21 protein-coding genes are annotated in these 25,152 nt (G+C 72.3%); 7 read left to right on the top strand and 14 right to left on the bottom strand.

Annotated features, from left to right (window positions below):
• Positions 1-312 precede the first annotated feature (312 nt).
• The 4 genes from ACFPZN_RS09015 to ACFPZN_RS09030 all read left to right on the top strand — a co-directional run bounded on the left by ACFPZN_RS09015 (position 313) and on the right by ACFPZN_RS09030 (position 4,467).
• Positions 313-906, top strand: coding sequence for an RNA polymerase sigma factor (locus ACFPZN_RS09015; RefSeq protein ID WP_378281366.1), 594 nt, complete (start codon positions 313-315; stop codon positions 904-906).
• The gene (locus ACFPZN_RS09020) at positions 899-1,951 is read left to right on the top strand and encodes a CU044_5270 family protein (protein ID WP_378281367.1); all 1,053 of its coding nucleotides are present in this window, start codon (positions 899-901) and stop codon (positions 1,949-1,951) included. Before ACFPZN_RS09015 ends, ACFPZN_RS09020 begins: the two co-directional genes overlap by 8 nt.
• 79 nt (positions 1,952-2,030) lie before the next feature.
• Positions 2,031-3,740, top strand: coding sequence for a hypothetical protein (locus ACFPZN_RS09025; protein WP_378281368.1), 1,710 nt, complete (start codon positions 2,031-2,033; stop codon positions 3,738-3,740).
• A gap of 121 nt (positions 3,741-3,861) precedes the next feature.
• Positions 3,862-4,467 carry a dihydrofolate reductase family protein gene (locus ACFPZN_RS09030; protein WP_378281369.1) on the top strand — a complete coding sequence of 202 codons (606 nt, stop codon included), beginning with the start codon at positions 3,862-3,864 and terminating at the stop codon, positions 4,465-4,467.
• A gap of 23 nt (positions 4,468-4,490) precedes the next feature.
• Here ACFPZN_RS09030 and ACFPZN_RS09035 read toward each other — a convergent pair whose 3' ends face one another.
• The 12 genes from ACFPZN_RS09035 to ACFPZN_RS09090 all read right to left on the bottom strand — a co-directional run bounded on the left by ACFPZN_RS09035 (position 4,491) and on the right by ACFPZN_RS09090 (position 17,102).
• The gene (locus ACFPZN_RS09035; RefSeq protein ID WP_378281370.1) at positions 4,491-5,471 is read right to left on the bottom strand and encodes an NAD(P)-dependent alcohol dehydrogenase; all 981 of its coding nucleotides are present in this window, start codon (positions 5,469-5,471) and stop codon (positions 4,491-4,493) included.
• A 140-nt stretch (positions 5,472-5,611) separates the two neighbouring features.
• Positions 5,612-6,328, bottom strand: a complete 717-nt coding sequence (locus tag ACFPZN_RS09040; RefSeq protein WP_378281371.1) for a TetR/AcrR family transcriptional regulator C-terminal domain-containing protein — start codon at positions 6,326-6,328, stop codon at positions 5,612-5,614.
• Positions 6,329-6,391: 63 nt separating this feature from the next.
• Complete coding sequence (locus ACFPZN_RS09045) at positions 6,392-7,366, bottom strand: aldo/keto reductase (protein ID WP_378281372.1); 975 nt, start codon at positions 7,364-7,366, stop codon at positions 6,392-6,394.
• Positions 7,367-7,380: 14 nt separating this feature from the next.
• Positions 7,381-7,974 carry a hypothetical protein gene (locus ACFPZN_RS09050; protein WP_378281373.1) on the bottom strand — a complete coding sequence of 198 codons (594 nt, stop codon included), beginning with the start codon at positions 7,972-7,974 and terminating at the stop codon, positions 7,381-7,383.
• A 10-nt stretch (positions 7,975-7,984) separates the two neighbouring features.
• Positions 7,985-9,775, bottom strand: coding sequence for a hypothetical protein (locus ACFPZN_RS09055; RefSeq protein ID WP_378281374.1), 1,791 nt, complete (start codon positions 9,773-9,775; stop codon positions 7,985-7,987).
• 38 nt (positions 9,776-9,813) lie between these two features.
• Positions 9,814-10,491 carry an isochorismatase family protein gene (locus ACFPZN_RS09060; RefSeq protein ID WP_378281375.1) on the bottom strand — a complete coding sequence of 226 codons (678 nt, stop codon included), beginning with the start codon at positions 10,489-10,491 and terminating at the stop codon, positions 9,814-9,816.
• A complete protein-coding gene (locus ACFPZN_RS09065; protein ID WP_378281376.1) occupies positions 10,488-11,549 on the bottom strand; it encodes an ABC transporter ATP-binding protein in 1,062 nt (353 codons plus the stop codon). Before ACFPZN_RS09065 ends, ACFPZN_RS09060 begins: the two co-directional genes overlap by 4 nt.
• Positions 11,546-12,589, bottom strand: coding sequence for an ABC transporter ATP-binding protein (locus ACFPZN_RS09070; RefSeq protein WP_378281377.1), 1,044 nt, complete (start codon positions 12,587-12,589; stop codon positions 11,546-11,548). The genes ACFPZN_RS09065 and ACFPZN_RS09070 overlap by 4 nt, the downstream gene beginning before the upstream one ends.
• Complete coding sequence (locus ACFPZN_RS09075) at positions 12,579-13,559, bottom strand: ABC transporter permease (RefSeq protein ID WP_378281378.1); 981 nt, start codon at positions 13,557-13,559, stop codon at positions 12,579-12,581. Before ACFPZN_RS09075 ends, ACFPZN_RS09070 begins: the two co-directional genes overlap by 11 nt.
• A 1-nt stretch (position 13,560) precedes the next feature.
• The gene (locus ACFPZN_RS09080; protein ID WP_378281379.1) at positions 13,561-14,502 is read right to left on the bottom strand and encodes an ABC transporter permease; all 942 of its coding nucleotides are present in this window, start codon (positions 14,500-14,502) and stop codon (positions 13,561-13,563) included.
• 61 nt (positions 14,503-14,563) lie between these two features.
• Positions 14,564-16,171: an ABC transporter substrate-binding protein gene (locus ACFPZN_RS09085; protein WP_378281380.1), complete on the bottom strand. Its 1,608-nt coding sequence runs from the start codon at positions 16,169-16,171 to the stop codon at positions 14,564-14,566.
• Positions 16,172-16,217: 46 nt separating this feature from the next.
• Positions 16,218-17,102, bottom strand: coding sequence for an alpha/beta fold hydrolase (locus ACFPZN_RS09090; protein WP_378281381.1), 885 nt, complete (start codon positions 17,100-17,102; stop codon positions 16,218-16,220).
• Between the two features lie 375 nt (positions 17,103-17,477).
• Between ACFPZN_RS09090 and ACFPZN_RS09095 the strand changes: the two genes are divergently transcribed.
• Positions 17,478-18,179: a GntR family transcriptional regulator gene (locus ACFPZN_RS09095; RefSeq protein ID WP_378281382.1), complete on the top strand. Its 702-nt coding sequence runs from the start codon at positions 17,478-17,480 to the stop codon at positions 18,177-18,179.
• Between the two features lie 100 nt (positions 18,180-18,279).
• On the opposite strand, the gene ACFPZN_RS09100 is transcribed toward ACFPZN_RS09095, so the two are convergent.
• Both ACFPZN_RS09100 and ACFPZN_RS09105 read right to left on the bottom strand, forming a co-directional pair.
• Complete coding sequence (locus ACFPZN_RS09100) at positions 18,280-18,699, bottom strand: carboxymuconolactone decarboxylase family protein (RefSeq protein WP_378281383.1); 420 nt, start codon at positions 18,697-18,699, stop codon at positions 18,280-18,282.
• Entirely contained in the window at positions 18,689-19,450 is a 762-nt protein-coding gene (locus tag ACFPZN_RS09105) for an alpha/beta fold hydrolase (RefSeq protein WP_378281384.1), read from the bottom strand. The genes ACFPZN_RS09100 and ACFPZN_RS09105 overlap by 11 nt, the downstream gene beginning before the upstream one ends.
• A gap of 236 nt (positions 19,451-19,686) precedes the next feature.
• Here ACFPZN_RS09105 and ACFPZN_RS09110 point away from each other — a divergent pair, with 236 nt between their 5' ends.
• Positions 19,687-21,168 (top strand): aldehyde dehydrogenase family protein, encoded by a 1,482-nt coding sequence (locus ACFPZN_RS09110; RefSeq protein ID WP_378281385.1) that lies wholly within the window; start codon positions 19,687-19,689, stop codon positions 21,166-21,168.
• Positions 21,169-21,426: 258 nt separating this feature from the next.
• A complete protein-coding gene (locus ACFPZN_RS09115) occupies positions 21,427-25,152 on the top strand; it encodes a nitrate reductase subunit alpha (protein WP_378281386.1) in 3,726 nt (1,241 codons plus the stop codon).

The raw sequence follows: 25,152 nt of genomic DNA on the forward strand, positions 1-25,152 counted from the left end.
TCTCCGTCCATCCGTTTCCCCGGATTCGGACGGACCTCGACGGTCGAGACTCCACTCCCTCGGGACGCGCCTGCGAATTCCTTATGAGCCGGTCGCCCTCACTCTGTCGGAAACCACAGGGCAGCGGTCTCGGGACGATCGGATCATGGCCTGGACGCGGCGAGGCCGATCGCCGGGGTGTTCCCGGGGCGGCACACCGAGTTCCGTTCTGGCGAGAACCGTAGGGGGCCGTTCGGGAGACAAGGGGTGTTCATCCCGATCCGAGCTGGAGGACCGCATCGTGCACCGACGACTGGGCGTCGTGTGAAGGCCGTGCCCGTGAAGCCGCCCGCGGCGAGCGGGCTCGCCGACGCCGACGTGATCCGGCTGTCCCTGGACGACCCCGAATGGTTCGCCGAGTTGTTCGACCGGCACCATCGCCGGATCCATCACTACGCCGCGCGGCGCCTGGGGGTGCAGGCGGCCGACGACATCGTGGCCGAGACCTTCCTGGCGGCCTTCCGCCGCCGCGCCGCCTACGACCTGGCGCAGCCGCTGGCACGGCCCTGGCTGTACGGGATCGCGACCACCCTGGTGGCCCGGCACCGGCGGGCCGAGGAACGCTACTACCGGGCGCTTCGGCGCACCGGGGCCGACCCTTTGCCCGAGCCGCTGGCGGACGCCGTGGCCACCCGGGTCGTGGCCGAGAGCCGGCAGCGCCAGCTGGCGGACGCGCTGGCCGGGCTGTCACGCGGCGACCGCGACGTGCTGCTGCTGGTGGCCTGGGGCGATCTCACCTACGAGGAGGTCGCCCAAGCCCTGGAGGTGCCCGTCGGCACCGTGCGTTCCCGCCTGCACCGGGCCCGGCGCAAGGTCCGCCGAGCCCTCGGCGACCCCATGACGGCCGAGGAGGCCACCGATGAATGACCTGGACCTGCTCAAGGACCTGCGCCGGGCCACCCCGGAGATCACTCCCGCGGCCGCGGCCGCGGCGCGTGACCGGCTGCGCGCCGAATGGACCGAGCCCGCGCGCGGGCCCCGCCGCGCCGTCCCGCGCGGCTGGTCACCGCCACGGCTGGCCACCCGCGCGGTCCTCGCAGGAGCCCTGGGGCTCGCGCTCGCCGTCGGGATCGGCGTCGCGCAGAACACCGGTGACCCGCGGCACGGCGTCCGTCCGGGCACCTCGATCGCCAACGCCGCCGTGCTCGGGGAACGGGCCGCCCGCGCCGTGGAGAACACCCCGTTCACGATGCCGCGCCCGGACCAGTGGATCTACCACAAGGGACAGTCCGCCCAGTTCAGGGGCGACATGAACACCTGGTGGCTCGGCATGGACACCCGGAGGATGAACACGTGGGAGGACTGGGAACGCGTCGACGGCCAGGGCTCGGCCCAGTTCGTCGGGGGCAGGCTGCAGGTCCGCACCCCCGGGAGGCGCGAGGACCTCTCGGGCGACCTCGTCGGCTACAAGGCCCCCGGCCCGGACATGTACCGCGTGATCAAGGAGCTGCCTACCGAGCCCGGCGCCCTGCTGCGCGCGCTCTACGACCCGGACACCCTGCGGGTCCCCGATAATCCGGACGCGCCGAAGAACGTGCCGCGTGCGGTGCGGGTGAAGCCGGACGACCGTTCGGTCTTCGGGACCATCACCGATCTGCTCCAGCGGCCCCTGCCCCCCAAGCTGCGGGCCGCCCTCTACCGGGCGTTGCCGCGCATCCCCGGCGTGTCGGTCCAGACGGACGCGACGGACGCCGCTGGACGGCACGGCACGGCCTTCACCAACACCTTCGAGGGATGGGTCCGCGAGATGATCATTCTGGCCCCGGCCACGTACCGCTATCTCGGCACACGTTCCTACGCCGTCCGCGACCACGTGGCCCAGGGCGAGGGCACGGTCAAGAAGGGCTCGGTCCTGCAGCTGACCGCCCAGCTCGACATGCGTGTCGTCGGCAAGCCCGGCGCACGGCACTGATAAACGGGTCGCTCCGGCGCCCCGGCAGCGACCCGGCCGTTACCAACCGCTGCGCACAATGCTGGCGGGAGGTGCCCGGGTGCGAAGGGTGGACCGCGAGCACTACGCCGGCCTGCTGCGGCTCGCGTACCTGGTGCTGGACGACGGCGACGCCCCTCTCGCGCGCGCCCGCCGCGTCGCCGCCGGTGCGGCACGGGTTCGGCACGGCGGTCACCCGGCCAGGCGGGCGCGGCTCGTCGCGCTCCTGCTCACCGCCCCGCCGGCCGGCCGGCACCGGCTGCACCGTCTCTTCGTCGAGCCGGTGCGGACCCCGCCGGGGCCGGTCCGGGCGGCGCTGCGGGAGCTGTCTCCGCACGAGCGGCTCGCCTACCTGCTGCGGTGCGACGGTCTCACCGCACCCGAGGTCGCCGCCGAGCTGGGCGTCCACCGCGAGTCCGGCGTCCGGGCCGATTTCCGGGACGTGGATCGGGTCACCGCCGCCGTGGACGGCCGGACGGGGCTGGACGAGGCCGCGCAGCGGGCCGAGATCGAGGCGTTCGAGCCCGACCTCGTCCGGCTCCGCCCGCCGCCCGCCGTCCCGCCCGCCTGGCGGGCCGGCATGGCGGCCGTGCTCGCGGCGGCGCTGGTGGCGGTCGCCGGGTTCGTCCTCACCCGGCCGGACGCGGCGCCTGGCGGGCCCGCCGCGATCGACCCTGGTGCGTGGCAGAAGACGGGCACACCGACCATCAACGAGTGGCCCGCCCAGGGCGGCCGGCTGCACGACGCCGGGCTGCTGCGCCGGGCCGCCGACGCCTGGCGGACCGACCGCCGCGACCCGCCGCTCGGCCGCGTCTTCGTCCTGTACGCCGGGACGGTGGACGGCGCGGCCCTGGTGGTGCTGCGCGACTCCCCCGGCCCGCGGGACGCGCCCCGCGTGGCGCAGTACTTCGAGCGGCGCCTGTCGCGCGGCGTGGAGTCGGTCCGCACGCTCGGGACGGGCGCGGGGCAGCTCATCATGCTGGGGATGACGTGGCGCTACCTCGTCCCGCCATGGCTGCGGGACGTGCGGGCGGCGATGCCGTCCCGGCGCTCCCCGGACTGGCAGCCGGTGGCGGTACGGGACGGGCTCAGCGATCCGCTGCCGTGGAGCTGGTTCACGCCGCGCTGCCAGAACTACGTGGTGTTCCAGATGACGTCCCGGCCGGCCGCCGGCGGGCGACCGCGGACGGTCACGCAGCTCGCCCCGCACAACCCGCAGTCCGCGGCGCCGCAGGTGTGGTTCCGCGACCCGCCGGAGCAGGAGGAGCGGTTCCGCTGGGCCGCGCTGCACGCCGTCGCCTGCGAGGCGGCGGCGACGCTGACCGAGTCGGGCGACCTGCGGCTCGGCCATCTGTGGAGCGGCGAGCTGCCCGAGGGCGGCGGCCGGGCGACGCTGCTGACGGTGGACGCGTCCTCACCGGCCCCGGGCGGCTCGATCCTGATCTCCGAGGACGGCCGGGCGCTGTCCGAGCGGGGCGGGACCAACAGCGCCACCACCTCGTCCGCCGGGACGATCACCGCCGCCCTGTGGTGGCGGGCGCCCCGGCGCTGGCATCTGGTGGCGGCGGCCGGCCCGAGCGTCGCGCGGCTGAAAACGGTCGGCGAACTGGGCTCCCACGAGAAGGGCGCGGGACGGCCGGGCGGAACGCCCCTGCTGGTGGTGCCGGGCCCGCGCGCCGGCGGCACGCCCCCGGAGACGGCCCGCCTCCCGGTCGTCCAAGTCGTGGCCTACGAGTCGGACGGAGACCGCACGGTCGTCAGCCCTTCATGAGAAGAGTGGCTCCCTGAAACGGCTGCGCCCAGCGTGCCCTACCCCCTCCTGAAGAGCGCCTTTGCCAAGCTGGACCCGCGCGGCCCGAACGAGCCCTGCGGATCCGGAGCGAAGGAGAGCCATGAGCAAGGTCTTCAGCGCCCATGCCGTCTCGGTCGACGGCTATATCAGCGGTCGCACGCCCGACGGCGGCGAGGAGTTCGGGCGCGGTCTCGGTGACGCGCCCATGCTCTTCGACTGGTACTTCGACGGGGACACCCCGAGCCGGCTGTTCGACGGATTCAAGCTCAGTGAGCCCAGCGCCCGGCTCTTCGACACCATCGCGGCACGAGTGGGGGCGGTGGTGGCGGGGCGCACCACCTACGAGCACTCGGGCCATTGGGGAGGCGGCGGCCCCCACCCGACGGCGCGGCTCTTCGTCCTCAGCCACCGGCCCGCGCCCGAGATCAGCGAGACGCAGACGCTCGTCACCACCGGCGTCGAGGACGCCGTCGCCGCGGCCCGCGAGGCCGCCGACGGCAAGGACGTCGCCCTCATGGGCGGCGGCGTGCTGACCTCCGCGCTGGAGGCGGGCCTCGTCGACGAGGTGATCCTCCACCAGGTGCCCGTCCTGCTGGGCGGGGGTCGCGGCTTCTTCCACGAGTTCCCGGAGCACGTGCGCCTGCGTCTGCTGGAGGCCGTCCCGGCACCCGGCGTGACCCACCTCCGCTACGAGGTGGCCCGATGATCCTCGTCACCGGCCCCGGGTGATCAGAAGGTGATGGCGACTTTGCCCCGGGCGCGGCCGCGTTCGAGGTAGCGCAGCGCGTCGGGGATCTCGGCGAACGGGTAGGTGCGGTCGATCACGGGGGTGATCTGTTCCCTGTCCATGAGGTCGGCCAGGAGGCGCAGGTCCGTGGAGTTGGGCTTCCAGGCGACGCTCGCGATGCGCTGCCTGACGAACGGGTTGGCGAGGGCTCCGCGCAGGATCTGCGCCGCCGGGCCGAGCAGGCTGCCGCGGGCCGAGGCGATGCCGCCCACGATCACGAGCGTTCCGCGGGAGGTCAGGGGACGCCGCAGTGCCACCAGCGACCGGTCGCCCACGATGTCCAGGAGCAGGTCGTAGCGTCCCCGGCGTTCGGTGAAGTCCTCGCGGGTGTAGTCGACGACGTCGTCCGCGCCCAGGGAGCGGACCAGTTCGATGTTGCGGGTGCTGCACACGCCGGTGACCTCGGCTCCGAAGGTCTTGGCGAGCTGGACGGCGAACGTGCCGATGCCGCCGGAGGCCCCGTTGACCAGGACCCGCTGACCGGCGGAGATCTCGCCCACGTCCCGCAGCCCCTGCAGGGCGGTGTGCGCGGCCATCGACACCGACGCCGCCTGCTCGAAGGTGAGGCGGGCGGGCTTGACGGCCAGCCTGTCCTGCGGGACGGCGACGGTCTCGGCGAACGAGCCCAGCCGGACCTCCCCGAAGACCTCGTCGCCGTGCCGCAGTCCGGTCACCTCGTCGCCCACGCGCTCGACGACGCCGGCGAGGTCGGCGCCGAGGACCAGGCCGGGCTTCGGCCGGCGCAGCCCCATGCTGAGCCGTACCAGCTTCGGGTCGGCCGCCGCGTGGCGCCAGTCGTAGGGGTTGACGGACGCCGCCCGCACCCGGACGAGCACCTCGTCCCGGGCGATGGCGGGCTCGTCGACGTCCTTGAGGGTCAGCACGTCGGGCGAGCCGTAGCGGTCCCAGCTCCAGGCCTTCATGGCGTCTTCCTTCCGGTGGATTCCGTCGTACGCCGTAAGGTTGTCATACGCCGTAAGGCTATCGTACGGCGTAAGGGAGTCAAGGGGTGCGGCGGAAGAGGGTCAGACGGTGACCGGAAGTGACGGAGCGCCCGGCGGGCTCAGGAGCCGGCGGTGCGGCGGCGCTCCAGGCCTTCGAGGATCAGGTCCAGCGCGAACTCGAACTCGAACTGGTCGTCGCAGAAGCCCAGGGTGCCGTCCGGGTCGTCGTGGACGGCGTCCGCCAGCATCCCGACGAGGTTCGGGAACTGCTCGGCCATCTGCTCCATCATCGCCGCGGCCGCGGCGTCCGTGCTCTGGGCATCGTCGGGCTGGAACAGCTCCTGGGTGAACCCCAGAGCGCGGCTGCCCAGGACGTGCAGCGCGCGGTGGGCCAGTTCGTAGGAGAACCCGCCCGCCCGGAGGAGGGCGACGATGTGGTCGACGTGGGCGATGAAGATCGGGCTCGTGCTGGCGCGGGTCTCGAGCACCCGCGGGGCCCAGCGGTGGCGCAGGAGGACCTCCCGGGCGGCGAGGATCCGCGCGCGCAGCGCCCCCTGCCAGTCCTCGTCGGGAGAGGGCGCCTCGACCTCCTCCACCGCCGCCATGATCTCCCCCAGGACCACCTCGACGAGGCCGTCGAAGACCGCGTCCTTGTTGGCGACATGGTGGTACAGCGACATCGCCTCGACCCCGACCTCCTGCGCGAGCCGGCGCATGGTCAGCGAGTCGAGGCCGTCCCGGTCGGCGAGCCGCACGGCCGCGCGCAGCACCCGCCTCCGGCTCAGCGGGATGCGGGGCTGCTCGGTCAGCTCGTCGGCGTCGGTACGTGGGATCATGGATCTTCCTCCCGGCGCACTCTACCCGTACACGGTAAGTCTCACGCCGGTTCCCACGCGCGGCTAGTGGGCGTAGCGGAGTCTGGCCTGGTAGGGCTCTTCCAGCCGGGCGATCTCCGCGGGGGTCAGTTCGAGCGTCAGTGCCTGCTCGATGACGTCGAGATGGGCGGGGGCGGTGGGGCCGAGGAGGGGCGCTCCGCTGGGGGACTTGGCGAGCACCCAGGCGAGGGAGACCGCGGCCGGAGAGGCGGCCCGGTCCGCGGCGACCGCCAGCAGGCGTTCCAGGACGCGCTGGTCGCTGTCGCGCCCGTACCACTTTCGCGCGTGGTCGTCGGTCCGGCCGCGCTCGGTGCCGCGGTCATGGCCCCGCGGGTCGCCGGCGAGGAAGCCGCGGGCCAGCGGGCTGTAGGGCAGGAGACCGATCCCCTCGGCCCGGCACATCGGGATCAGTTCGCTCTCGTGCTCGCGCCACACGAGGTTGTAGTGGTGCTGCATGGTCGAGAAGGCGTGGCGGCCCAGCCGCCGGGCCTCGTAGAAGAATTTCGCGAACTGCCACACCGGCATGTCGGTCGCGCCGACATAGCGGACCTTTCCCGATTCGACGAGGGTGTGCAGGGCGTCGAGCGTCTCCTCGATGCGGGTGTCCTCGCGCCAGACGTGCGTCTGGTACAGGTCGATGTAGTCGGTGCCGAGCCGGCGGAGGGAGTCCTCGACCGCGGCCAGGATGTGCTTGCGCGAATAGCCGCCGGTGGTGGGCGTGCCGCCCATGCGGTTGCCGACCTTGGTGGCGAGGATGTAGTCCTCGCGGGGCAGCAGGCGGCCGAGGGCGGCTCCGAGCACCCGCTCGCTCTCGCCGCCGGAGTAGAAGTTCGAGGTGTCGAAGAAGGTGATGCCGAGTTCGACGGCCCGTTCGATGACGGGAATCGACGCCTTCTCGTCGAGGACCCAGGATCGCCACGTCGGGCTTCCGATGCCCATGGCGCCGAATCCGATCCGCGATGTCCAGAGGTTCGTGGAGCCCAGCCGCGTGTGGTCCATCAGTCCGTTTCTCTTCAGCCCGCGTGCGAGCGGGATCGTTCGGATGTCGGCACCCGGAGGCTCTCGAAGAGCTGGGTGACGGTGTCGAAGTCGCGCTCGTCGATGTCGATGCCGTGATCGACGGCGTTCCGGTAGGCCGGGGTGTCGAGCCCCTCCCCCGCACCGCCGGTGGTGGCGCGCAGCGTCAGCTCGCCGGAATCGGGGCCGCGGACCTCGACGCGGACGTCTCGCTCGGCGGCGCGCGCGACGAGGTAGGGCAGGAACACCGCGCCGTAGACGTTCCGCACGCGGACCTGGCGGGAGCCCGCGGCGGCCGCCTCGGCGCAGGCGAAGTCGAAGATCCGGATGCCGAACTCCAGCAGGCTTCCGCCGCGGGCGTCGACGACGGCCTCCTCGGGGGTCTCCGCGATCACGCGCGGACGGGGCCGCGGGCTCCAGTTCAGCCGGGCGCGGTTGGTCTGGACGAACCGCAGCGCCCCGCCCGTCACCGCCTCGGTCCAGACCAGCATGTCGGCGGTCTCGTCGGCCTGCCCCAGCGGGACGCCCACCATGCGGAGCGCGTCGGGGGCGTAGCGCCGCAGCTCGGGCACGGCGATGTTGGTGGTCATCGTCTCGTCCTCATGTCCTCACGACCGTGTTCTCCGTCGCCCCCTGGGCGCCGATTCCCCACTCCCCCTCGTGGCCGTCGGCGAGATCCTCCGGCAGGGGCGCTCCCCGGTAGAAGAGTCCGCGCACCCACCGGCCGCTGTGCGGCGTCGGCAGCTCGATCCCGAGGACCGACAGGAAGCATCGGATTCCGTTGCTGGCGAGAAAGTCCGCGTCGCAGACGCTCGCCCGAAGCTCGCTGTAGGGCGACGTCGCCGCCAGCTGGACGCGTGCCACCGAGAGCGAGTGCTCGGGCTCCTCCAGCAGGAACCTGCCGATGCCGACGTCGCCGGGCACGGACGCCAGGAAGTCGTGCAGCCTGCGGGTCATGCCCGCGACGTCGATGACGGTCTCACGCTCGACGCCCACGTCGACCGATCGCTCGCCGCGCCGGTTCTCGCCGTTCTCCTCCGAGCGGTACCAGAAGAACTCCCGTTTGCCGGGGCTCTCCAGGTCCAGGGTGAGGGCCCAGCCGAAGTGCTCCTCCAGGAGCGCGCGGACCTCGCCGACGGTCATCGTCGGGTCGACGGCCTGCGGCCGCTGCATCCCCGCCCTGGTCACCCGGCTGAACTCGCCGGCCTCGGGATAGAGCTCCAGGAGGAGGCCGCGGACGACTTCGGCGGCCTCGACGCTGCCGTAGCCGTCCACCGCCTCCAGCAGGGCCGGCCACGTGCGTTCGGTGGCGTCCCCATCGGCTTCGAGCAGTGCGTGGAGGTCGTCACGTGCGCGGAGAAGTGCCGCGGCGACGTCTCCGCGAGGCTCGATCAGGTCGGCCGCGGCCTCGGGGGCACCGGCGTAGGTGGACGCCGCGTTCGCCAGCAGGGACGCCAGGCGCCTGATCCGTCCCGGGTCGGCGGGCTGGGCGGCGGCGTAGGCGAAACCGAGCTCACGGGTGAGCATGAAGGCCGAGAGCCGCGCCGGCCAGCGCACCAGCGCGGCGACGGTGCCCAGGCCCGAGGAGTTGCCGATGCCGATGTGCCGCCGGATCCGCGGGTCGAGCGCCACCGCCCGGACGTCGCGCACCCGCGCCGTCGCCTCGACCAGGTCGAGGCTGACCAGGCGCCAGAGGTAAACGCAGAAGAGGTCGATGTGGTACGGCATGGACAGCGGACCGCCGTGCCGGGCGTGGCTCTGCCAGGCGCGGGTGCCCATCCGGCCGTTGCCGTAGTAGCCGCCGTTGCGCAGGATGTAACCGCCGTTCGCGTCGAGGGAGGACACCGCCGGCTGCTCTCCGCGCGCCAGCGCGTCGACGACCTCGTCGAACGTCCTGGTTCCGCGACTGGCGATGGTCCAGCCGTAGACCTTCGGGTCGGTGCGCCCCCGCCACACATGGGCGTCGAACTCCCGGCGCTCCCGCAGGAACCGCTGCTTGTCGGCGGGGCCGTCCAGCAGGATCCCGAAGAACTCCACCCGGGTGTCGCGGAAGAGGCGCTGGTGCCCCGGCGGGAACGGCGGGTAGACGAAGACCCCGAAGGAGAGTCGTCGCTCCTCCGCCCGGATGTCGTAGGCCATGTACCCGGTGCCGTCCTCGGCGACGTCGCACTCGCGCAACGTGATGCGCCACCGGTTCTCGGCCATGCGGCGTACCAGGGTCTGGGCGAAACTCAGCTTGCCGGCGGTCATGCCGCGCAGCGTCCGCGGCGACATCACCTCGTCGGGTGAGCGCATCAGCGCCGCGGCCCGCCGGGCCTTCTCCGACAGCTCCCCCGGGAGCTCGTCGAACACCCACTGCGGAACGCGGACACCGGCTCGCGGCGTCGTCATCCGTCCATCCTTCCGACCGTTCCACGCCTGACCGTGTGTCACAGGCCCGCCAGGTAGTTCTCGGCGGCCCCGAGCGAGATCACGTCGGCGTACTTGGCGTCCATGTCGAACAGGTTCACCTGGTGCGGGAGGACGGCCCGGTCGAAGACGCACTCCTCCACCACGGCGTTGCGGAAACCGTGCGCCGCCGCGTCCACGACGCTCGCGCGCACGCAGCCGCTGGTCGTGCAGCCCGCGTGGACGACGGTGTCGACCCCGCCGCCGCGCAGGTGAGCGGCCACGTCCGTCCCGTGGAAGGCGCTGGCCGCCGATTTCGCCACGACGTACTCGCCGTCCCGCGGGGCGATCTCGTCGATGATGTCGGTGCCGCGGCGCGGCGTGCCGGGGCGGTCGCCCTCGGGCCTGCCGTGGGTGTAGACGACCGGGATCCGCGCGGCCCGGGCCGCCGCCAGGAGCCGTGCGATCGCGGGCACCGCGCGCCACGCGGCCCCGCCGCAGCTGTCGGGGTACTTCGCGACCGAGTCCAGAACCGGTTCGTCGGCGTCCCCGGTGAAGTTGTACTCCACGTCGACGACGAGCAGCGCCGGCGATGCGCCGAGCCCGAACACGCGGTGGTATCCGGCCTGCTCGTAGACGGCCCGCTCGGACGCGGTCAGCGCCTGGAACACATCGGCGGGCGCGCTCGCGGATGGTCCGGCCGACGGCACCCGGCTCATGGGGCGGCCCCCGCGCCGGCCCTGGCCGGGGTGTCCCTGACCTCCCGCCAGAAGTGGCAGGCGACCATCCGGCCGGGCTCCACCTCGGTGTACGCGGGCGCCTCGGCGCGGCACCTGTCCCGGGCCAGCGGGCACCGGGCCGCGAACCGGCACCCGGCGGGCAGGTTCGACTGGCTCGGCGGCTCGCCCGCCACCGGGACGACGGGCCGGTCGCGCTCGATCCGGGGGTCGGGGACCGGCGACGACGCGAGCAGGCTCACGGTGTAGGGGTGGTAGGGCCGTTCGTACAGCGGCTCGCTCGCCGCCGACTCCACCAGCCGGCCCGCGTACATCACCGCGACGCGGTCGGAGATGTGCCGCACGACGCTCAGATCGTGGCCGATGAACAGGTAGGAGAGGCCGAGTTCCCGCTGGAGCCTCCGCAGCAGGTTCAGCACCTGCGCCTGCACGCTCACGTCGAGCGCGGAGACCGCCTCGTCGCAGACGATGAACTTCGGGTTCACCGCGAGCGCCTTGGCGATGCAGACGCGCTGGCGCTGGCCGCCCGACAGCTCGGAAGGGCGGCGGGACATCATCTCGCGGCCGAGCCCCACCAGTTCGAGCAGGTCGCCCACGCGCCCGCGCCGCGCCTCGCCCTTGGCCAGACCGTGGATGGCCAGCGGCTCGGCGACGATGTCACCGACCTTCATCCGCGGGTTGAGGCTGTCGTAGGGGTCCTGGAAGACCACCTGCAGTCCGCGGCGGACCTCGAGCAGCCGCCGCCGGCCCGCCCCGGTGACGTCGACGCCGTCGAACCTCACCGTGCCGCCGGTCGGCTTGACCAGCTGCAGGACGGCCCGGCCCGTGGTGCTCTTCCCGCACCCGGACTCCCCCACCAGGCCGAGCGTCTCGCCGGGCGCGACGGCGAACGAGATGCCGTCGACCGCCCGGACGTCGTACCCGAGCCTGCGATGGGCGCGGGACCGGGACTTGTAGTGGACCCGGAGGTCGGTGACCTCCAGCAGGGCGCCGTCGCCGGACGGCGTCGCGCCCGTCGCGCTCGTCGCGGTCGCGGTCATCGTGCCTCCCCTCCCTCCATGACGGCGGCGTCCGCACGGCCCGTCCGAGCACGTACCTCGCCGGGGTCCACCCAGCACGCCGCGGTGTGCCGCTCCGGTGAGACGGGTTCTGGCGCCTCGGCGGTGCAGCGGTCGAGCACGACCTGGCACCGGTCCGCGAACGGGCATCCCGGGGGCAGTGCCAGCAGCGACGGGGGCCTCCCCTCGATCGAGACCAGGTCCTCCGACCGCGGGGTGTCCAGCCGCGGGATCGCGCCGAGCAGCCCGACGGTGTAGGGGTGCTCTGCGGCGTAGAAGATCTCGTCGACGTCGCCGATCTCGACGATCCGGCCGGCGTACATCACCGCCACCCGGTCGGCGAGGCCGGCGACCACCCCCATGCTGTGGGTGATCACGACCATGGCCGTGCCCAGCCTGGCCGTGACCCGTTTGAGCAGCCGCAGGATCTGCGCCTGCGTCGTCACGTCGAGCGCCGTCGTGGCCTCGTCCGCGATGAGCAGCTTCGGGTCGCAGCTGAGCGCCAGCGCGATCATGACGCGCTGCCGGAGCCCGCCGGAGAGCTGGTGCGGATAGCTCTTGAGCCGCGCGGCCGGATCGGAGATCTCGACCAGGCCGAGCAGCTCGACGGCGCGGGCGTCGGCCTCCCGCCGCGACGCGCCGGTGTGCTGCCCGATCACCTCGCGCAGCTGCGCGCCGACGGTGAGGGTCGGGTTGAGCGTGGTCATGGGGTTCTGGAAGATCAGCGCGATCTCGTTCCCGCGCAGCGCCCGCAGCCTGCGCTCCGGGAGTCGCAGCAGGTCGCGCCGCTCGTACAGGATCTGACCGGAGGTGATCCGGCCGCGGGTGCGCGGCAGCAGCCCCATGATCGCGAGGGCCGAGGCGCTCTTGCCGCTCCCCGACTCGCCGACGAGGGCCAGCACCTCGCCCGCCCGCACGGTGAACGAGACGCCGTTGAGGGCGTGCACCGGGCCCCGGGGCGAGTCGTAGACGGCCTGGAGGTCCCTCACCTCGAGCAGGGGCGTCTCGATGTCAGACTTCATCGCCGGCTCCTCCACTCCGTTCACCGGTCCGTTCGCCGGTCCGTTCGCCACCCTGGATCGCCGTGCCGGATCGCTTCCGCCGGCGGCGGGTACGCCCCGTGACCTTTGGATCGAAGAGGTCGCGCAGGCCGTCCCCGATCAGGTTGAAGCTCAGCATCGCGACGAAGATGAGGAAACCGGGGACGAGCGACATCAGCGGCACGGTGCCCAGATAGGGATAGCCGTCGCGGAGCATGCCGCCCCAGTCGGGCGCGGGGGCGGGGAGTCCCAGCCCGAGGAAGCTCAGGCTGGCCGCGGTGAAGATCGCCATGCCGCCGGTCAGCGCCGACTGCACCACCGTCACCTCCAGGACGTTGGGCAGCAGGTGCCGCAGCAGCACCCGCGACGTGGACGCGCCCGACACCTTCGCCGAGGCGATGAACTCCCGCTCCCGCAGGCTCAGCGCCTGGCCGCGCACGACGCGGGCGAACTTGGGCACGTTCACCACGGCGATGGCCGCGGCGACCGTCCAGAAACTCGGTCCGAGCGCGTAGGTGATCGCGAGCGCGAGGATCAGCTCCGGGAAGACGATCAGGCCGTCCATGACGCGCATCACGACCGCGTCGACCCAGCCGCCGACATAGCCGGCCAGCAGGCCGACCAGCACCCCGACGACGAGGGCGATCAGCACCGAGACGATGGCCACGGCGAGCACGAGCCGGCCGCCGTACAGGGCGCGGCTGAAGACGTCGCGTCCCAGCTGGTCGGTGCCGAAGACGTAGCCCCCTCCCGGAGGGCTGAGCACCGTCGCGAGGTGCTGTTCGAGCGGCTCGTGGGTGGCGAAGACCGGCGCGGCCAGCGCCAGCACGACCAGGACGGACAGCAGGACCGAGCCGAGCGTCAGCCGCGGGTAGGCGCTCGTCGCCGTCCACAGGCGGCGCCCCGTCGAGACGCGCGGCCGGGCCGCGGTCGGGAAAGTGGTCGCGGCCATCTCAGCTCACCTTGATTCTGGGATCGAGGGCGCCGTAGAGGAGGTCGACCAGCAGGTTGATGACGACGACGCCCAGGGTGATGACGAGGATCAGCCCCTGGAGTACCGGGAAGTCCTTGCCGAGGATCGAGTTGGTCAGCAGGGTGCCGACGCCCGGCAGGGAGAAGATGTTCTCGGTGACGACCGCGCCGCCCACCAGCCCCGCGGCGTTGAGCCCGACGACGGTGACCATCGGGATCATCGTGTTCTTCATCGCGTGGCGCACCACGACCCGGCGCGGGTCCAGGCCGCTCGCGTGCGCCCGCAGGACGTAGTCCTCGGAGAGCACGCTGAGCATCAGCGCCCTGGTGTAGCGGGCGAACGTCCCGACGTAGGCCATCGAGAGCGTGACCGACGGCAGCACCATGCGCTCCAGGTTGCCCAGCGGGTCCTCCGAGAACGGCACGTAGCCGCTGCTCGGGAGCACGCCCAGGGTGAGGGCGAAGAAGTAGACGAGCAGGATGCCCAGGAAGAAGTTGGGCAGCGACAGGGCCAGCACCGAGGCGCCCGAGGCGAGTGCGTCGATCCAGCGGCCGCGGAAGAGCGCGGCCGCCACGCCCAGCGCCGTCCCGGCCACCAGGGCGATCAGCAGGGCGAGCACCATCAGCTCGACCGTGACCGGGATCCGCTCCAGGATCGTCTCGGTGACCCCGGTCGGCGTCCGGAACGAACGGCCGAGATCGCCCTGCAGCAGGTTGCCGAGCCAGTCGAAGTACTGGACGGCCATCGGCTTGTCCAGGCCGAGGCTGCTGGTCATCTGCCGCAGCTGCTCGGGCGTCGCCGAGGAGTCCTGGCCCCCCATGAGCGTCCGCACCGGGTCGGGGAACAGCACCCGCGTGACGATGAAGGTCAGCACGCTGACCACGATCATCACCAGCACCGCCGCGCCCAGTCTCTTGATCACATACCACGTCACAGCAGCCTGTGCCTCCAGCCTTGAGGGATGTCCCGCGACCGCCCGGACGTCACCGGCTGATCCACATCTCGCGCAGGCGGTAGATCGCGTCGGGGTACAGGGTCACGCCGCCCAGCCCGCTGCTGTGCGGGACGAGGGCGTTGGGCCAGACGACCCACACGTACGGCGCGTCCTTCTCCACGATCCGCTGGATCCGCCGGTAGATCTTCGCGGCCTCGGCGTTGTCGAGGACGCCGGCGGCCTCGTCCAGCAGGCGGTCGACCTCGGGATTGCTGTAGCCGGTCGAGTTCTGGCCGCCCTTGCTGTAGAGCAGGGTCCGCAGGAGCCCGTCCGGGTCGGCCCGCGGTGTCCATTGGGTGAGCGACCAGCCGATCTTGTCGTCCACCACGTTGTTGTAGTAGTCGCTGCCGGGGACGGTGCCGACCTTCACCTTCAGGCCGATCTTGGCGTAGTCGCCCTGCAGGAGCTGGGCGATCGCCTGGTAGTCGGAATCGCTGGAGTTGACGTAGTTCACCGTCAGCCCCGCCGCCCCCGCCTGCTGGACGAGCTGCCTGGCCCGGTTCAGGTCGTAGGGGTACACCGGCAGGGTGTCCTCCTCGAAGTACGCCCAGCCGATGCCGGTGGGACCGGTGGCGACGCGCGCCTTGCCCCGGTAGATCGCGCTCCTGACGCCCTCGCGGTTGGTGGCGTGGGCGATGGCCTGGCGCAGCTCGGGCCTGTTGAACGGCGGCTTGTCGCAGTCCATCTGCAGCGCGTACCAGCTCCCGGTCCGCGCCTCCTTGAGCGCCACGCCCGAGTCCTTCTGGATCGTCAGGGCCAGCTGCGGGGTGATGGGGTCCGTGAGGTGCGCCTCGCCGGTGCGCAGCATCGTCAGCTGGACCTGCTGCTCCGGCGTGTTCTTGAAGGTGATGGAGTCGAGGTGCACCTTGCCGGGGTCCCAGTAGCCGTTGAACCGCTTGAGCTTGAGCTCGCTGTCGGCGGTGTAGCCGACGAACTCGAACGGTCCGGTCCCGACCGGGTGGACGCCGTAGTCCGCGCCGTACTTCTGGACGGCCGCCGGCGACACCATGAAGCCTGGCCGTTCCCCGAGCGCGGCGAGCAGCGGCCGCCAGGCGGTGGCCAGGTTCAGCTCGACGGTCGCGTCGTCGACGACCTCGACGGCTTCGAGGGGCGGCGTGAGCGAGCCGCGCAAGGGCGAGTTGGTCCTCCTGTCGAGGATGCGGTCGAGATTCCACTTCACGGCCTCGGCGTCGAAGGCCGTGCCGTCGTGGAACCGCACGCCCCGGCGCAGATGCAGGGTCAGCCGCTTGCCGTCCTTGCTCGTCTCCCACTTCTCGGCGAGCTCGGGGACGATGTTGAAGTCCTTGTCGTAGGCCACCAGCGTGTTGTAGATCGCGTAGTAGGCGAAGCGCTCGGTGGTGTTCTGCGAGAAGGCCGGGTCCAGCGTCGAGAAGTTCATGCTCATCGCGAAGACGAGGTCTCCGCCGCGGACCGGCGGCCCGGTCGGCCCCTCGGCCCACTGCTCGCCGGTCGAGACGCCGCCGCACGCGGCGATGAGCAGGCCCAGCGCGGAGACCCCACCGGCCTGCAGGACGAACCGCCGGCTCATCGCGCCGTCCGGCGCGGGGCCCGGCCGATCCGCGTTCTGGCGTGCCACTGCCTCCACCTTTCGTCAGAGTCGGATGATGCTGCGTGGACCCGGGTCAGTCGCCGCGCGCGACCGCGCGGCCGGGCGGGCGCCCGGACGGCGGGACCCGCGGGCCTTCCCCGGGCGGGTGCAGGAAGTCGCGGACGGTGGCGGCGACGATGCCGGCGGCCTCCTCGAAGACGGCGTGCTTGACGCCCTCGACGACCACCAGCCGCGACCCCGCGATCCGTTCGTGCATCGCCCGGGACATCTCGGGGGGCGAGCCGACGTCCAGCGCGCCCGTCATGATCAGTGTCGGAGCGGTGATGCGGTGCAGCTCGTCGATGAGGTCGGTGGTGGCCAGGACGCGGAAGGCCGCGGCGTAGGCGGCCGGGTCGTTCCGCCGGAAGCGGTCCAGGTGCGCGCGGACGACGCCGGGGTTCTTCTTCCGGAAGTCGTCGGTGTACCACCGCTCCCCGCCGTCGGCGACGACGGCGGGACCGCCGGTCTCCACCGCGCGCAGGCGGGCGAGCGCCGCGGCACGCTGTGCTGCGGTGCGGCCCGCGACGGCGCTCAGGATGACGAGCCTGCCGACCAGTCCGGGATGGCGCAGCGCGACGGCCTGGGCGATCAGCCCGCCGAGGGAGAAGCCGACGATGTTCGCCCTCGCGATGCCCAGCTCCGCCATCAGGCCGACGTGGTCGGCGACGAAGTCGGCGATGTCGTAGGGGCCCGCCGGCTTCGGCGAGGTGCCGTGGCCGCGCAGGTCATAGCGGACGACCGTGCCCTTGTCCGCGAGCGGTCCGATGACCGGATCCCATCGGGCCAGGTCGGAGCCGACGCCGTGGATCAGGACGGTCGGCGTCCCCGCCCCGGGCGCGCCGTCGACGACGGTGTGCAGCGTGGTGGCGGGGAGCGTCCCCTGTGCTGGTTCCGACGCCGAGGGGCGCATCCGTTCCATACAGGCATCCCTTGTTCTGATGGCGTACCGGGTTCCGATGGTGAACCGGGCCGGTCGTTCGGCGGGTCACCGGTCGTTCGGCAGGTCGATGGGCCGAAACGCGGTGTTCCCCGCGAAGATGCGCATCAGTCTGCCGTTAGCTATCTGACAGGTCAATAGCTGACGGTCTCGACATCTGCTTGTAACACACGCCGTGCGGGCACCGTGTCGTCCTCCGCGTGCGCGAGCCCCGGCGGAATGCTCGTCCGCGAAGCCGACGGCAGACGAGGCGGCGGCGCGGCGCCGGGACGGGCGGCGCGCGCACAGTGCGGTCAGCATCGCCGCCGAGCTGTCCTACAGCGGACATCTCTCCCGGTTCTGTGTCATGATTGCGCCGTGACGTTCTCTGGTACTGCCGTCAACCGCCCGCCCGCCCTGATCCGCGATCAGGTCGCGGCGCAGATCCGTGAAGCGATCACCGACCTGCGGCTCCTGCCCGGACAGGTGCTCGTGGAACGGGAGCTGTGCGAGACCACGACAGCGAGCCGCGCGACCGTCCGGGAGGCGCTCCGCCAACTCGAGTCGGAAGGTCTCGTCGTCTCCACCAACGGACGCGGGACCGTGGTGTCGACCCTCTCGGTCGAGGACGCGAAGCAACTCTACGAGGTGCGCTCCTCCCTGGAGGGCCTGGCCGGACGCCTGTTCGCCGAGCGCGCCACCGAGTCCGAGCGGCGCGCGCTGCGGACGGCGCTGATCCACCTCGAAGAGGTCGCCGAGGACACCCGCCGGCTGTCGATCGCCAAGACCGCGTTCTACGAGGTCCTGGTGAACGGGGCCAAGAACGCCGAGCTGAAGCAGATCCTCGACTCGATCAACCGCCGGGTGACGCTGGTCCGCGCCGTCTCGCTCTCCAAGCCCGGCCGGGCCAAGGAGTCCCTCGCGGAGGTGCAGGCGATCTGCGACGCGGCGGTCGCCGGTGACGCCGCCCGCACCGAGGAACTGTGCCGTCAGCACGTCGAGCACGCCGCCGAGACCGCGCTTCCCCTGCTCGCGGAAGGTGAGGGCCTCGATCTCATCTCTCCGGAGCTCAGGGGCTGAGTCCGGCCTCGGTGTGAAGAGCGCCCCGAGCCAGGGCCGAGGGGCGCCTTCCCACGTGTGGACCGTCGCGTGCGGACCGTCGCGTGCGGACCGTTGAGCCTCAGGCCGGGCCGGCGTCCGCGACCTCGCGCTCGTGGTCGGCGATCGCCGCCCGCGCGCTCGGCAGGATCGACACGGCGGCGGGGACGCCCGCGTAGACGGCGACCTGCCGGACCACCGCGGTGAGCTGCTCGGGGGTGAGCCCGTTGCGGAGCGCGCCGCGCGAGTGGATCTCGAACTCGCGCGTCTTGCCGAGAGCGGCCGTGACGCCCAGGACGACGAGGCTGTGCTGAGCCCGGGCCAGCCGGTCGTCGGTCCAGATCTCGCCCCAGCAGTACGTCGTCATGAACCTCTGGAACTCGACCGTCAGATCGTCGACGTGGGAGGTCGCGGCGTCGACGTACTCGGAGCCGAGCACCTCCCGGCGCACCTTCATCCCCTCGTCGTGAAGGTCCTGGTCGGGCAGCGTGTCAGCGGACATGTGTGGCGATCTCCTTCGCGATCGGTTCCGGGCATTCCTGCAGGACCGTGTGGCGCGCCCCCGGCAGCACCGCCGCGCGCCCGCCGGTCCGGTCGGCCATCAGCCGGGACATGCGAGGCGGTGACCCGATGTCGGACTCGCCGGTCATCGCGAGCAGCGGCGCACGGATACGCCCCAGGTCGTCCGCCAGATCCGTGGTGGCCAGCACCCGGTAGGCGCGGGTGTAGGCGTCGCGGTCGAGCCGCTCCATCCGGGCGACGACCTCCGCGCCGGCGTCCGGGTGCCCGGCCAGATACTCCTCGCTGAACCAGCGCCGCACGCTGCCGCGCGCGGCACCGGCGGGGCCTTCGGCCTCGACCGTCGCGAGCCGCCGCAGCACCGCGGCCCGCTCCTCCCCGGTCCGGCCGGCGACGGCGCCGATCACGACGAGACGGCGAACGGCCTCGGGACGCGTCACGGCGATCCGCTGGACGATGAGGCCGCCCAGCGAGAAGCCGACGGTGTCGGCCGTCCCGACGCCGAGGCGTTCGAGGAGCCGCAGGTGGTCGAGGACGAAGTCGTCCACGTTCCACGGACCGGCGGGCGCCGGCGAGCGGCCGTGCCCGCGAAGGTCGTAGCGGACGAACGCGCGCCCCGGCGGCAGCTCGTCCAGGACGCCCTGCCATGCCTCCAGGCCGCTGCCCACCCCGTGGACGAAGACCAGGGGCGGGCCCGCGCCGAGGTCCCCGTCGACGCGGTAATGGACGTCCACCGGCTCGGTGAGAGGCTGCGGTCCGCCCGTTGCCCGCGGCGATGCGGGGAAACCCGATGTCATGGCGTCCTGTCTGATAGCTGCTAGATGCTCGGAATCTAATCGGCACCGATCATCTTGTCAACGAGCGTGTCCCGCAGCTTCACGGTGGTTCGACCTCACAGCTGACAGACAGCCGACATTAGGTTAGCGTGCTGGCCTGCGGATCACGCGCTTCGCCTGAAGGGACGACCTGAATGCCACTGCTCCCCGACACCCACGTGCACGCCCCCGAGTGGCCCGGCCGCGACTGGCGCATGCTGATCGGAGGCAGGTGGGTGGAGTCCGAGGGGCACCGGGAGGTGGTGGACCCGGGGAGGGGCGAGGTCATCGCCGTCGTTCCCGAGGCCACGCTCACCCACACCGACGCGGCCGTCGACGCGGCCCGCCGCAGCTTCGACGCGGGCACCTGGCACCGCCTGCCCGCCGAGAACCGGGCACGCGTCCTGTGGCGCATCGCGGACCTGCTCGAAGAACGGGCGGACGAGATCGCGACGGCGGAGGCGCTCAACCAGGGCGCACCCCACCGCAACGTCCGCAACGGCTTCCTCCCCGAGGCGGCCCGCGTCTTCCGGTACTACGCCGGCTGGGCGGACAAGATCGCCGGCCGGGCCTCGCAGCTGCGGCGCCGCGGGATGGACCTGCACGCCTACACGCTCAAGAGCCCCGTCGGCGTCGCGGCCCTCATCACCCCGTGGAACTCGCCCCTGGTGATGGCGGCGTGGAAGGTCGCCCCCGCGCTGGCGGCCGGTTGCAGCTGCGTCGTCAAGCCCGCGGAACTGACGCCGCTCAGCACCCTCATGCTGGCCGAGATCGCCCAGGAGGCCGGCCTTCCCGACGGGGTGCTCAACGTCGTCACCGGCGACGGCGTCACCGTCGGCGCGCGCCTGAGCGAGCACCCGCTGGTGGACAAGGTGGCGTTCACGGGTTCGACCTCGGTCGGCAAGGCGATCGTCCGCGCCGCGACCGGCAACCTGAAGAAGGTGTCCCTCGAACTCGGCGGCAAGTCCCCGGTCCTCGTCTTCGACGACGCGGACGTCGAGGAGGCCGTCGCCGGGGCCGCCGCCGCGATCTTCTCCAACGCGGGCCAGGTGTGCACGGCCGGCTCCCGGCTGCTCGTCCACGAGGCCGTCTACGACGAGGTCGTGGCCGGCGTCGCACGGCGCGCGGAGGCGCTCAAGGTGGGGTACAGCTTCGACCCTCTCGCGGAGATGGGGCCGCTCATCTCCGCGGAGCAGCGCGAGACGGTGATGGGCTACATCGAGTCGGGGGTCACCGAGGGCGCCACCGTGGTCGCGGGAGGCCGGAGCGCGGGCCCGGGATTCTTCGTGGAACCGACCGTGCTCGGCGACGCGCGGCCGCGGATGCGTGCGGTCCGCGAGGAGATCTTCGGCCCGGTCGTCGCGGCGATGCGTTTCAGCACCCTCGACGAAGCGGTCGCGGCCGCCAACGACACCCCCTACGGCCTCGCGGGCTCGGTGTGGACGCGCAACGTCAGAACGGCGCATCAGGTCGCCGCACGCCTCAGAGCCGGCCGGGTCGGCATCAATGTCCACGGCCTGCCCGACGTCACCATGCCCACCGGGGGCTTCAAGGAGTCCGGCTGGGGGCGTGAGCTCGGGCCCGAGGGCCTCGACCTCTTCCTGGAGTCGACCTCGGTCTTCACCAGGCTGTCCTGATCCGGGCGGCGGCGCGATCCGTTCGGCGACTTTTCGGGTGTTCCTTTATTCGGGTCGGGGAAGGCGGGCGGCGGAGGGTTAGGGGAAGGTAAAGAAGGTTGACGTGAATGGTCAGATGGCGTGAGATTCCTTGAGGACGAACTCGCCCGGTACGTCGCGGGGAAGGGCGTCGATTCGGCTATTCGCCACTCGGCCCCGGCAGGTGTGTCTTTGTCGTGATCCCGGGCGGGTCGCGCACCCAGGAGGGGAGACGCCGCCTTGGCCGCACGCACGGGCCGCCGGAAATGGGAAGAAGCCGCATCCGAACGGCTGCTGAAATCCGGGCGATTTCTGCGGCGCACGGAGACGACCGCGGACCTGCGCGCCGTGTACCGGGACGACCAGGACGTCAACGACCGGCCCTACCGGGAGCGCTGGGCGCACGACCGGGTCGTGCGGTCCACCCACGGGGTGAACTGCACCGGCTCGTGCTCCTGGAAGGTGTACGTCAAGGACGGGATCATCACCTGGGAGACGCAGCAGACCGACTACCCGAGCGTCGGCCCGGACCGTCCCGAGTACGAGCCGCGCGGCTGCCCGCGCGGGGCGTCGTTCTCCTGGTACACCTACTCGCCGACGCGCATCCGCCATCCGCACGCACGGGGCGTGCTGCTGGAGATGTACCGGGAGGCCAGGGCGCGGCTGGGCGATCCCGTCGCCGCCTGGGCGGAGGTCACCGAAGACCCGGAGAAGCGGCGGCGCTACCAGGAGGCGCGCGGCCGCGGCGGGCTGGTGCGGGTCGGCTGGGACGAGGCCCTGGAGATCGCCGCCGCCGCGCACGTCCACACGATCGCCCGGTACGGGCCCGACCGGGTGGCCGGGTTCTCCCCCATTCCCGCGATGTCGATGGCCTCGCACGCGGTCGGCGCGCGCTTCATGTCGCTGATCGGCGCGCCGATGCTGTCGTTCTACGACTGGTACGCCGACCTGCCGATCGCCTCGCCGCAGGTTTTCGGCGACCAGACCGACGTGCCCGAGTCCGCGGACTGGTGGGACGCGGCGTATCTGGTGCTGTGGGGTTCCAACGTGCCGGTGACGCGCACGCCGGACGCGCACTGGATGGCCGAGGCGCGTTATCGCGGGCAGAAGGTCGTGGTCGTTTCACCGGATTATTCGGACGCCACGAAATTCGCCGACGAGTGGCTGCACCCGCATCCGGGAACGGACGGGGCGATGGCCATGGCGATGGGCCATGTGATCCTCACCGAGTTCTTCGTGCGCCGCACCGTCCCCTATTTCGCCGATTACGTCAAGAAATTCACCGATCTGCCGTTCCTGGTGTCGCTGGTCCCGGGAAAGGACGGGGAGCCGACGCCCGGCCCGTTCGTCACCGCGTCCGATCTGGACCTGGACACCGGCACCGCGCCGGAGTCCCGGAACTGGCAGCCGGTGCTGGTGGACGACCGCACCGGCGCCCCCGTGGCGCCGGGCGGGACGCTGGGCCACCGCTGGGACGAGGAGGGCGCCGGACGTTGGAACCTCGACCTCGGCGACGTCGACCCGCGGCTGTCCCTGCTCGGGGAGGGCGAGTCCGTCCAGGTGGTGCTGCCGCGCTTCGACGTCGAGGACGGCGTCGTGCGCCGGGGCGTGCCGGTCCGGCGCCTGAACGGCCTGCTCGTCACCACCGTGTTCGACCTGCTGCTCGCGCAGTACGGCGTGCGCCGCGAAGGGCTGCCCGGGCAGTGGCCCGCCGGGTACGACGACCCGTCGCAGCCGTGCACCCCGGCGTGGCAGGAGGGCATCACCTCCGTCCCGGCGCAGCGCGTCGCCCGCATCGCCCGCGAGTTCGCGACCAGCGCGGAGCGCACCGAGGGCCGGGCCATGATCGTCATGGGCGCGGGGACGAACCACTGGTTCCACTCCGACACGATCTACCGCTCGTTCCTGTCGCTGCTGCTGCTGACCGGGTGCCAGGGCGTGAACGGCGGCGGCTGGGCCCACTACGTCGGGCAGGAGAAGGTGCGCCCGCTCGGCGGCTGGCAGCAGCTGTCCCAGGCGGCCGACTGGGCGCGGCCGTCCCGGCAGATGGCGGGCACCCCGTACTGGTACATGCACACCGGGCAGTGGCGGTACGAGGGGTTCTCCGCCGAGGCCCTGTCGTCCCCCACCGGGCGCGGGCTGTTCGCGGGACGGCACACCGCCGATCTCGTCGCGCAGTCGGCGCGGCTGGGCTGGATGCCGTTCTACCCGACGCTGGCGGCCAACCCGCTCGACCTCGGCCGGCGTATCGCCGAGGCCGGGGCCGACCCCGGGCGGTGGACGGCGGCGGAACTGGCCGCCGGGCGGCTGTCGTTCGCCTGCGCCGACCCGGACGCGCCGGAGAACTGGCCGCGCGTGCTCACGGTGTGGCGCGCCAACCTGCTCGGGTCGTCCGCCAAGGGCAACGAGTACTTCCTGCGCCACCTGCTCGGCGCGGCCGACAACGCCTCCGCCCCGCCCGCCGGTCCCGAGGCGCGGCCGCGGGAGGTGACCTGGCGGGACGGCGAGCCGCGCGGCAAGCTCGACCTGCTGATGGCGCTGGACTTCCGGATGACGTCCACCACGCTGTACGCCGACCTGGTGCTGCCCGCCGCGACCTGGTACGAGAAGCACGATCTGTCCAGCACCGACATGCACCCGTACGTGCACGCCTTCTCCCCGGCGATCAGCCCGCCGTGGCAGACCCGCACCGACTTCGAGATCTTCCACGGGCTGGCCCGCGGGCTGAGCGAGCTGGCCGCGGGCCGGCTGGACACCGTCCACGACCTGGTCGCGACCGCCGCGCTGCACGACACCCCCGGCGAGCTGGCCACGCCCGGCGGGCGGGTCCGCGACTGGGCGGGCGACACCTCAGGCGCTCCGGGCGCGCCGCCGCCCGAGCCGGGCCGCAACCTGCCGTCGTTCACTCTCGTCGAGCGCGACTACACCGCCGTCGCCGACCGGCTGGCCGCCCTGGGCCCCCTGGTCGAGGGGAAGGGCATGACGGTCAAGGGCGTCACCGTCCGGCCGGACGCCGAGGTGGAGTGGCTGGCGGCGCGGTGCGGCACGGCGGCCGGCGGCACGGCGCGGGGCCGTCCCCTGCTGGACACCGACGTCAAGTTCTGCGAGGCGATCCTCGCGCTGTCGGGCACCACCAACGGGCGGATCGCCGCCGAGGGCTTCTCCCGGCTCGCCGAGCGCTGCGGCCCGTCGTCCGGGCTGGACGAGCTGGCCGCGTCGGTCGCCGAACGCCGCGTGCTGTTCAGCGACACCCAGGGCCGGCCCGTCCAGGTCGGGGCGAGCTTCGAATGGTCGGGCAAGGAGGCGCCGGACCGCCGGTACGCCCCGTTCACCATCAACACCGAGCACGCCAAGCCCTGGCACACCCTCACCGGGCGCCAGCACTTCTACCTGGAGCACGACTGGATCGCCGAGTGCGGCGAGCAGCTCCCGGTGTACCGGCCGCCGCTGGACATGGCCGCGCTCGGCGAGTTCCGCGACCACGCCTCCGGGGCCGGGGACACGGGCCGGTCGGTGACGGTGCGGTACGTCACGCCGCACTCCAAGTGGTCGATCCACTCCGAGTACCAGGAGAACCTGCTGATGCAGACCCTCGCCCGCGGCGGCCCGGTGATCTGGATCAGCGTGCCGGACGCCGAGGCGATCGGCGTCGCCGACAACGACTGGATCGAGGCGGTCAACGGCAACGGCGTCGTGGTGGCCCGCGCGGTCGTCTCGCACCGGATGCCCGCCGGCACCGTGTTCATGTACCACGTGCAGGAGCGCCTGGTGAACGTGCCGCGCTCGCAGGCCACCGGGCGCCGCGGCGGCGTGCACAACGCGCTCACCAAGCTGCTGATCAAACCGACGCACCTGATCGGCGGGCACGCGCAGCTGTCGTTCGCGCCCAACTACTACGAACCCACGGGCAACCAGCGGGACGCGGTCACCGTGATCCGGCGGCGGTCCCAGGAGGTGAGCTACTGA

The sequence above is a fragment of the Actinomadura rugatobispora genome (assembly GCF_042656285.1).
GTDB lineage: Bacteria > Actinomycetota > Actinomycetes > Streptosporangiales > Streptosporangiaceae > Spirillospora > Spirillospora rugatobispora.

Coding starts and splice junctions, on each gene's coding strand:
- ACFPZN_RS09065 (WP_378281376.1), bottom strand. CDS start 11,549: ATGACCGCGACCGCGACGAGCGCGACGGGCGCGACGCCGTCCGGCGAC.
- ACFPZN_RS09110 (WP_378281385.1), top strand. CDS start 19,687: ATGCCACTGCTCCCCGACACCCACGTGCACGCCCCCGAGTGGCCCGGC.
- ACFPZN_RS09055 (WP_378281374.1), bottom strand. CDS start 9,775: ATGACGACGCCGCGAGCCGGTGTCCGCGTTCCGCAGTGGGTGTTCGAC.
- ACFPZN_RS09100 (WP_378281383.1), bottom strand. CDS start 18,699: ATGTCCGCTGACACGCTGCCCGACCAGGACCTTCACGACGAGGGGATG.
- ACFPZN_RS09075 (WP_378281378.1), bottom strand. CDS start 13,559: ATGGCCGCGACCACTTTCCCGACCGCGGCCCGGCCGCGCGTCTCGACG.
- ACFPZN_RS09090 (WP_378281381.1), bottom strand. CDS start 17,102: ATGGAACGGATGCGCCCCTCGGCGTCGGAACCAGCACAGGGGACGCTC.
- ACFPZN_RS09020 (WP_378281367.1), top strand. CDS start 899: ATGAATGACCTGGACCTGCTCAAGGACCTGCGCCGGGCCACCCCGGAG.
- ACFPZN_RS09060 (WP_378281375.1), bottom strand. CDS start 10,491: ATGAGCCGGGTGCCGTCGGCCGGACCATCCGCGAGCGCGCCCGCCGAT.
- ACFPZN_RS09050 (WP_378281373.1), bottom strand. CDS start 7,974: ATGACCACCAACATCGCCGTGCCCGAGCTGCGGCGCTACGCCCCCGAC.
- ACFPZN_RS09070 (WP_378281377.1), bottom strand. CDS start 12,589: ATGAAGTCTGACATCGAGACGCCCCTGCTCGAGGTGAGGGACCTCCAG.
- ACFPZN_RS09040 (WP_378281371.1), bottom strand. CDS start 6,328: ATGATCCCACGTACCGACGCCGACGAGCTGACCGAGCAGCCCCGCATC.
- ACFPZN_RS09045 (WP_378281372.1), bottom strand. CDS start 7,366: ATGGACCACACGCGGCTGGGCTCCACGAACCTCTGGACATCGCGGATC.
- ACFPZN_RS09030 (WP_378281369.1), top strand. CDS start 3,862: ATGAGCAAGGTCTTCAGCGCCCATGCCGTCTCGGTCGACGGCTATATC.
- ACFPZN_RS09035 (WP_378281370.1), bottom strand. CDS start 5,471: ATGAAGGCCTGGAGCTGGGACCGCTACGGCTCGCCCGACGTGCTGACC.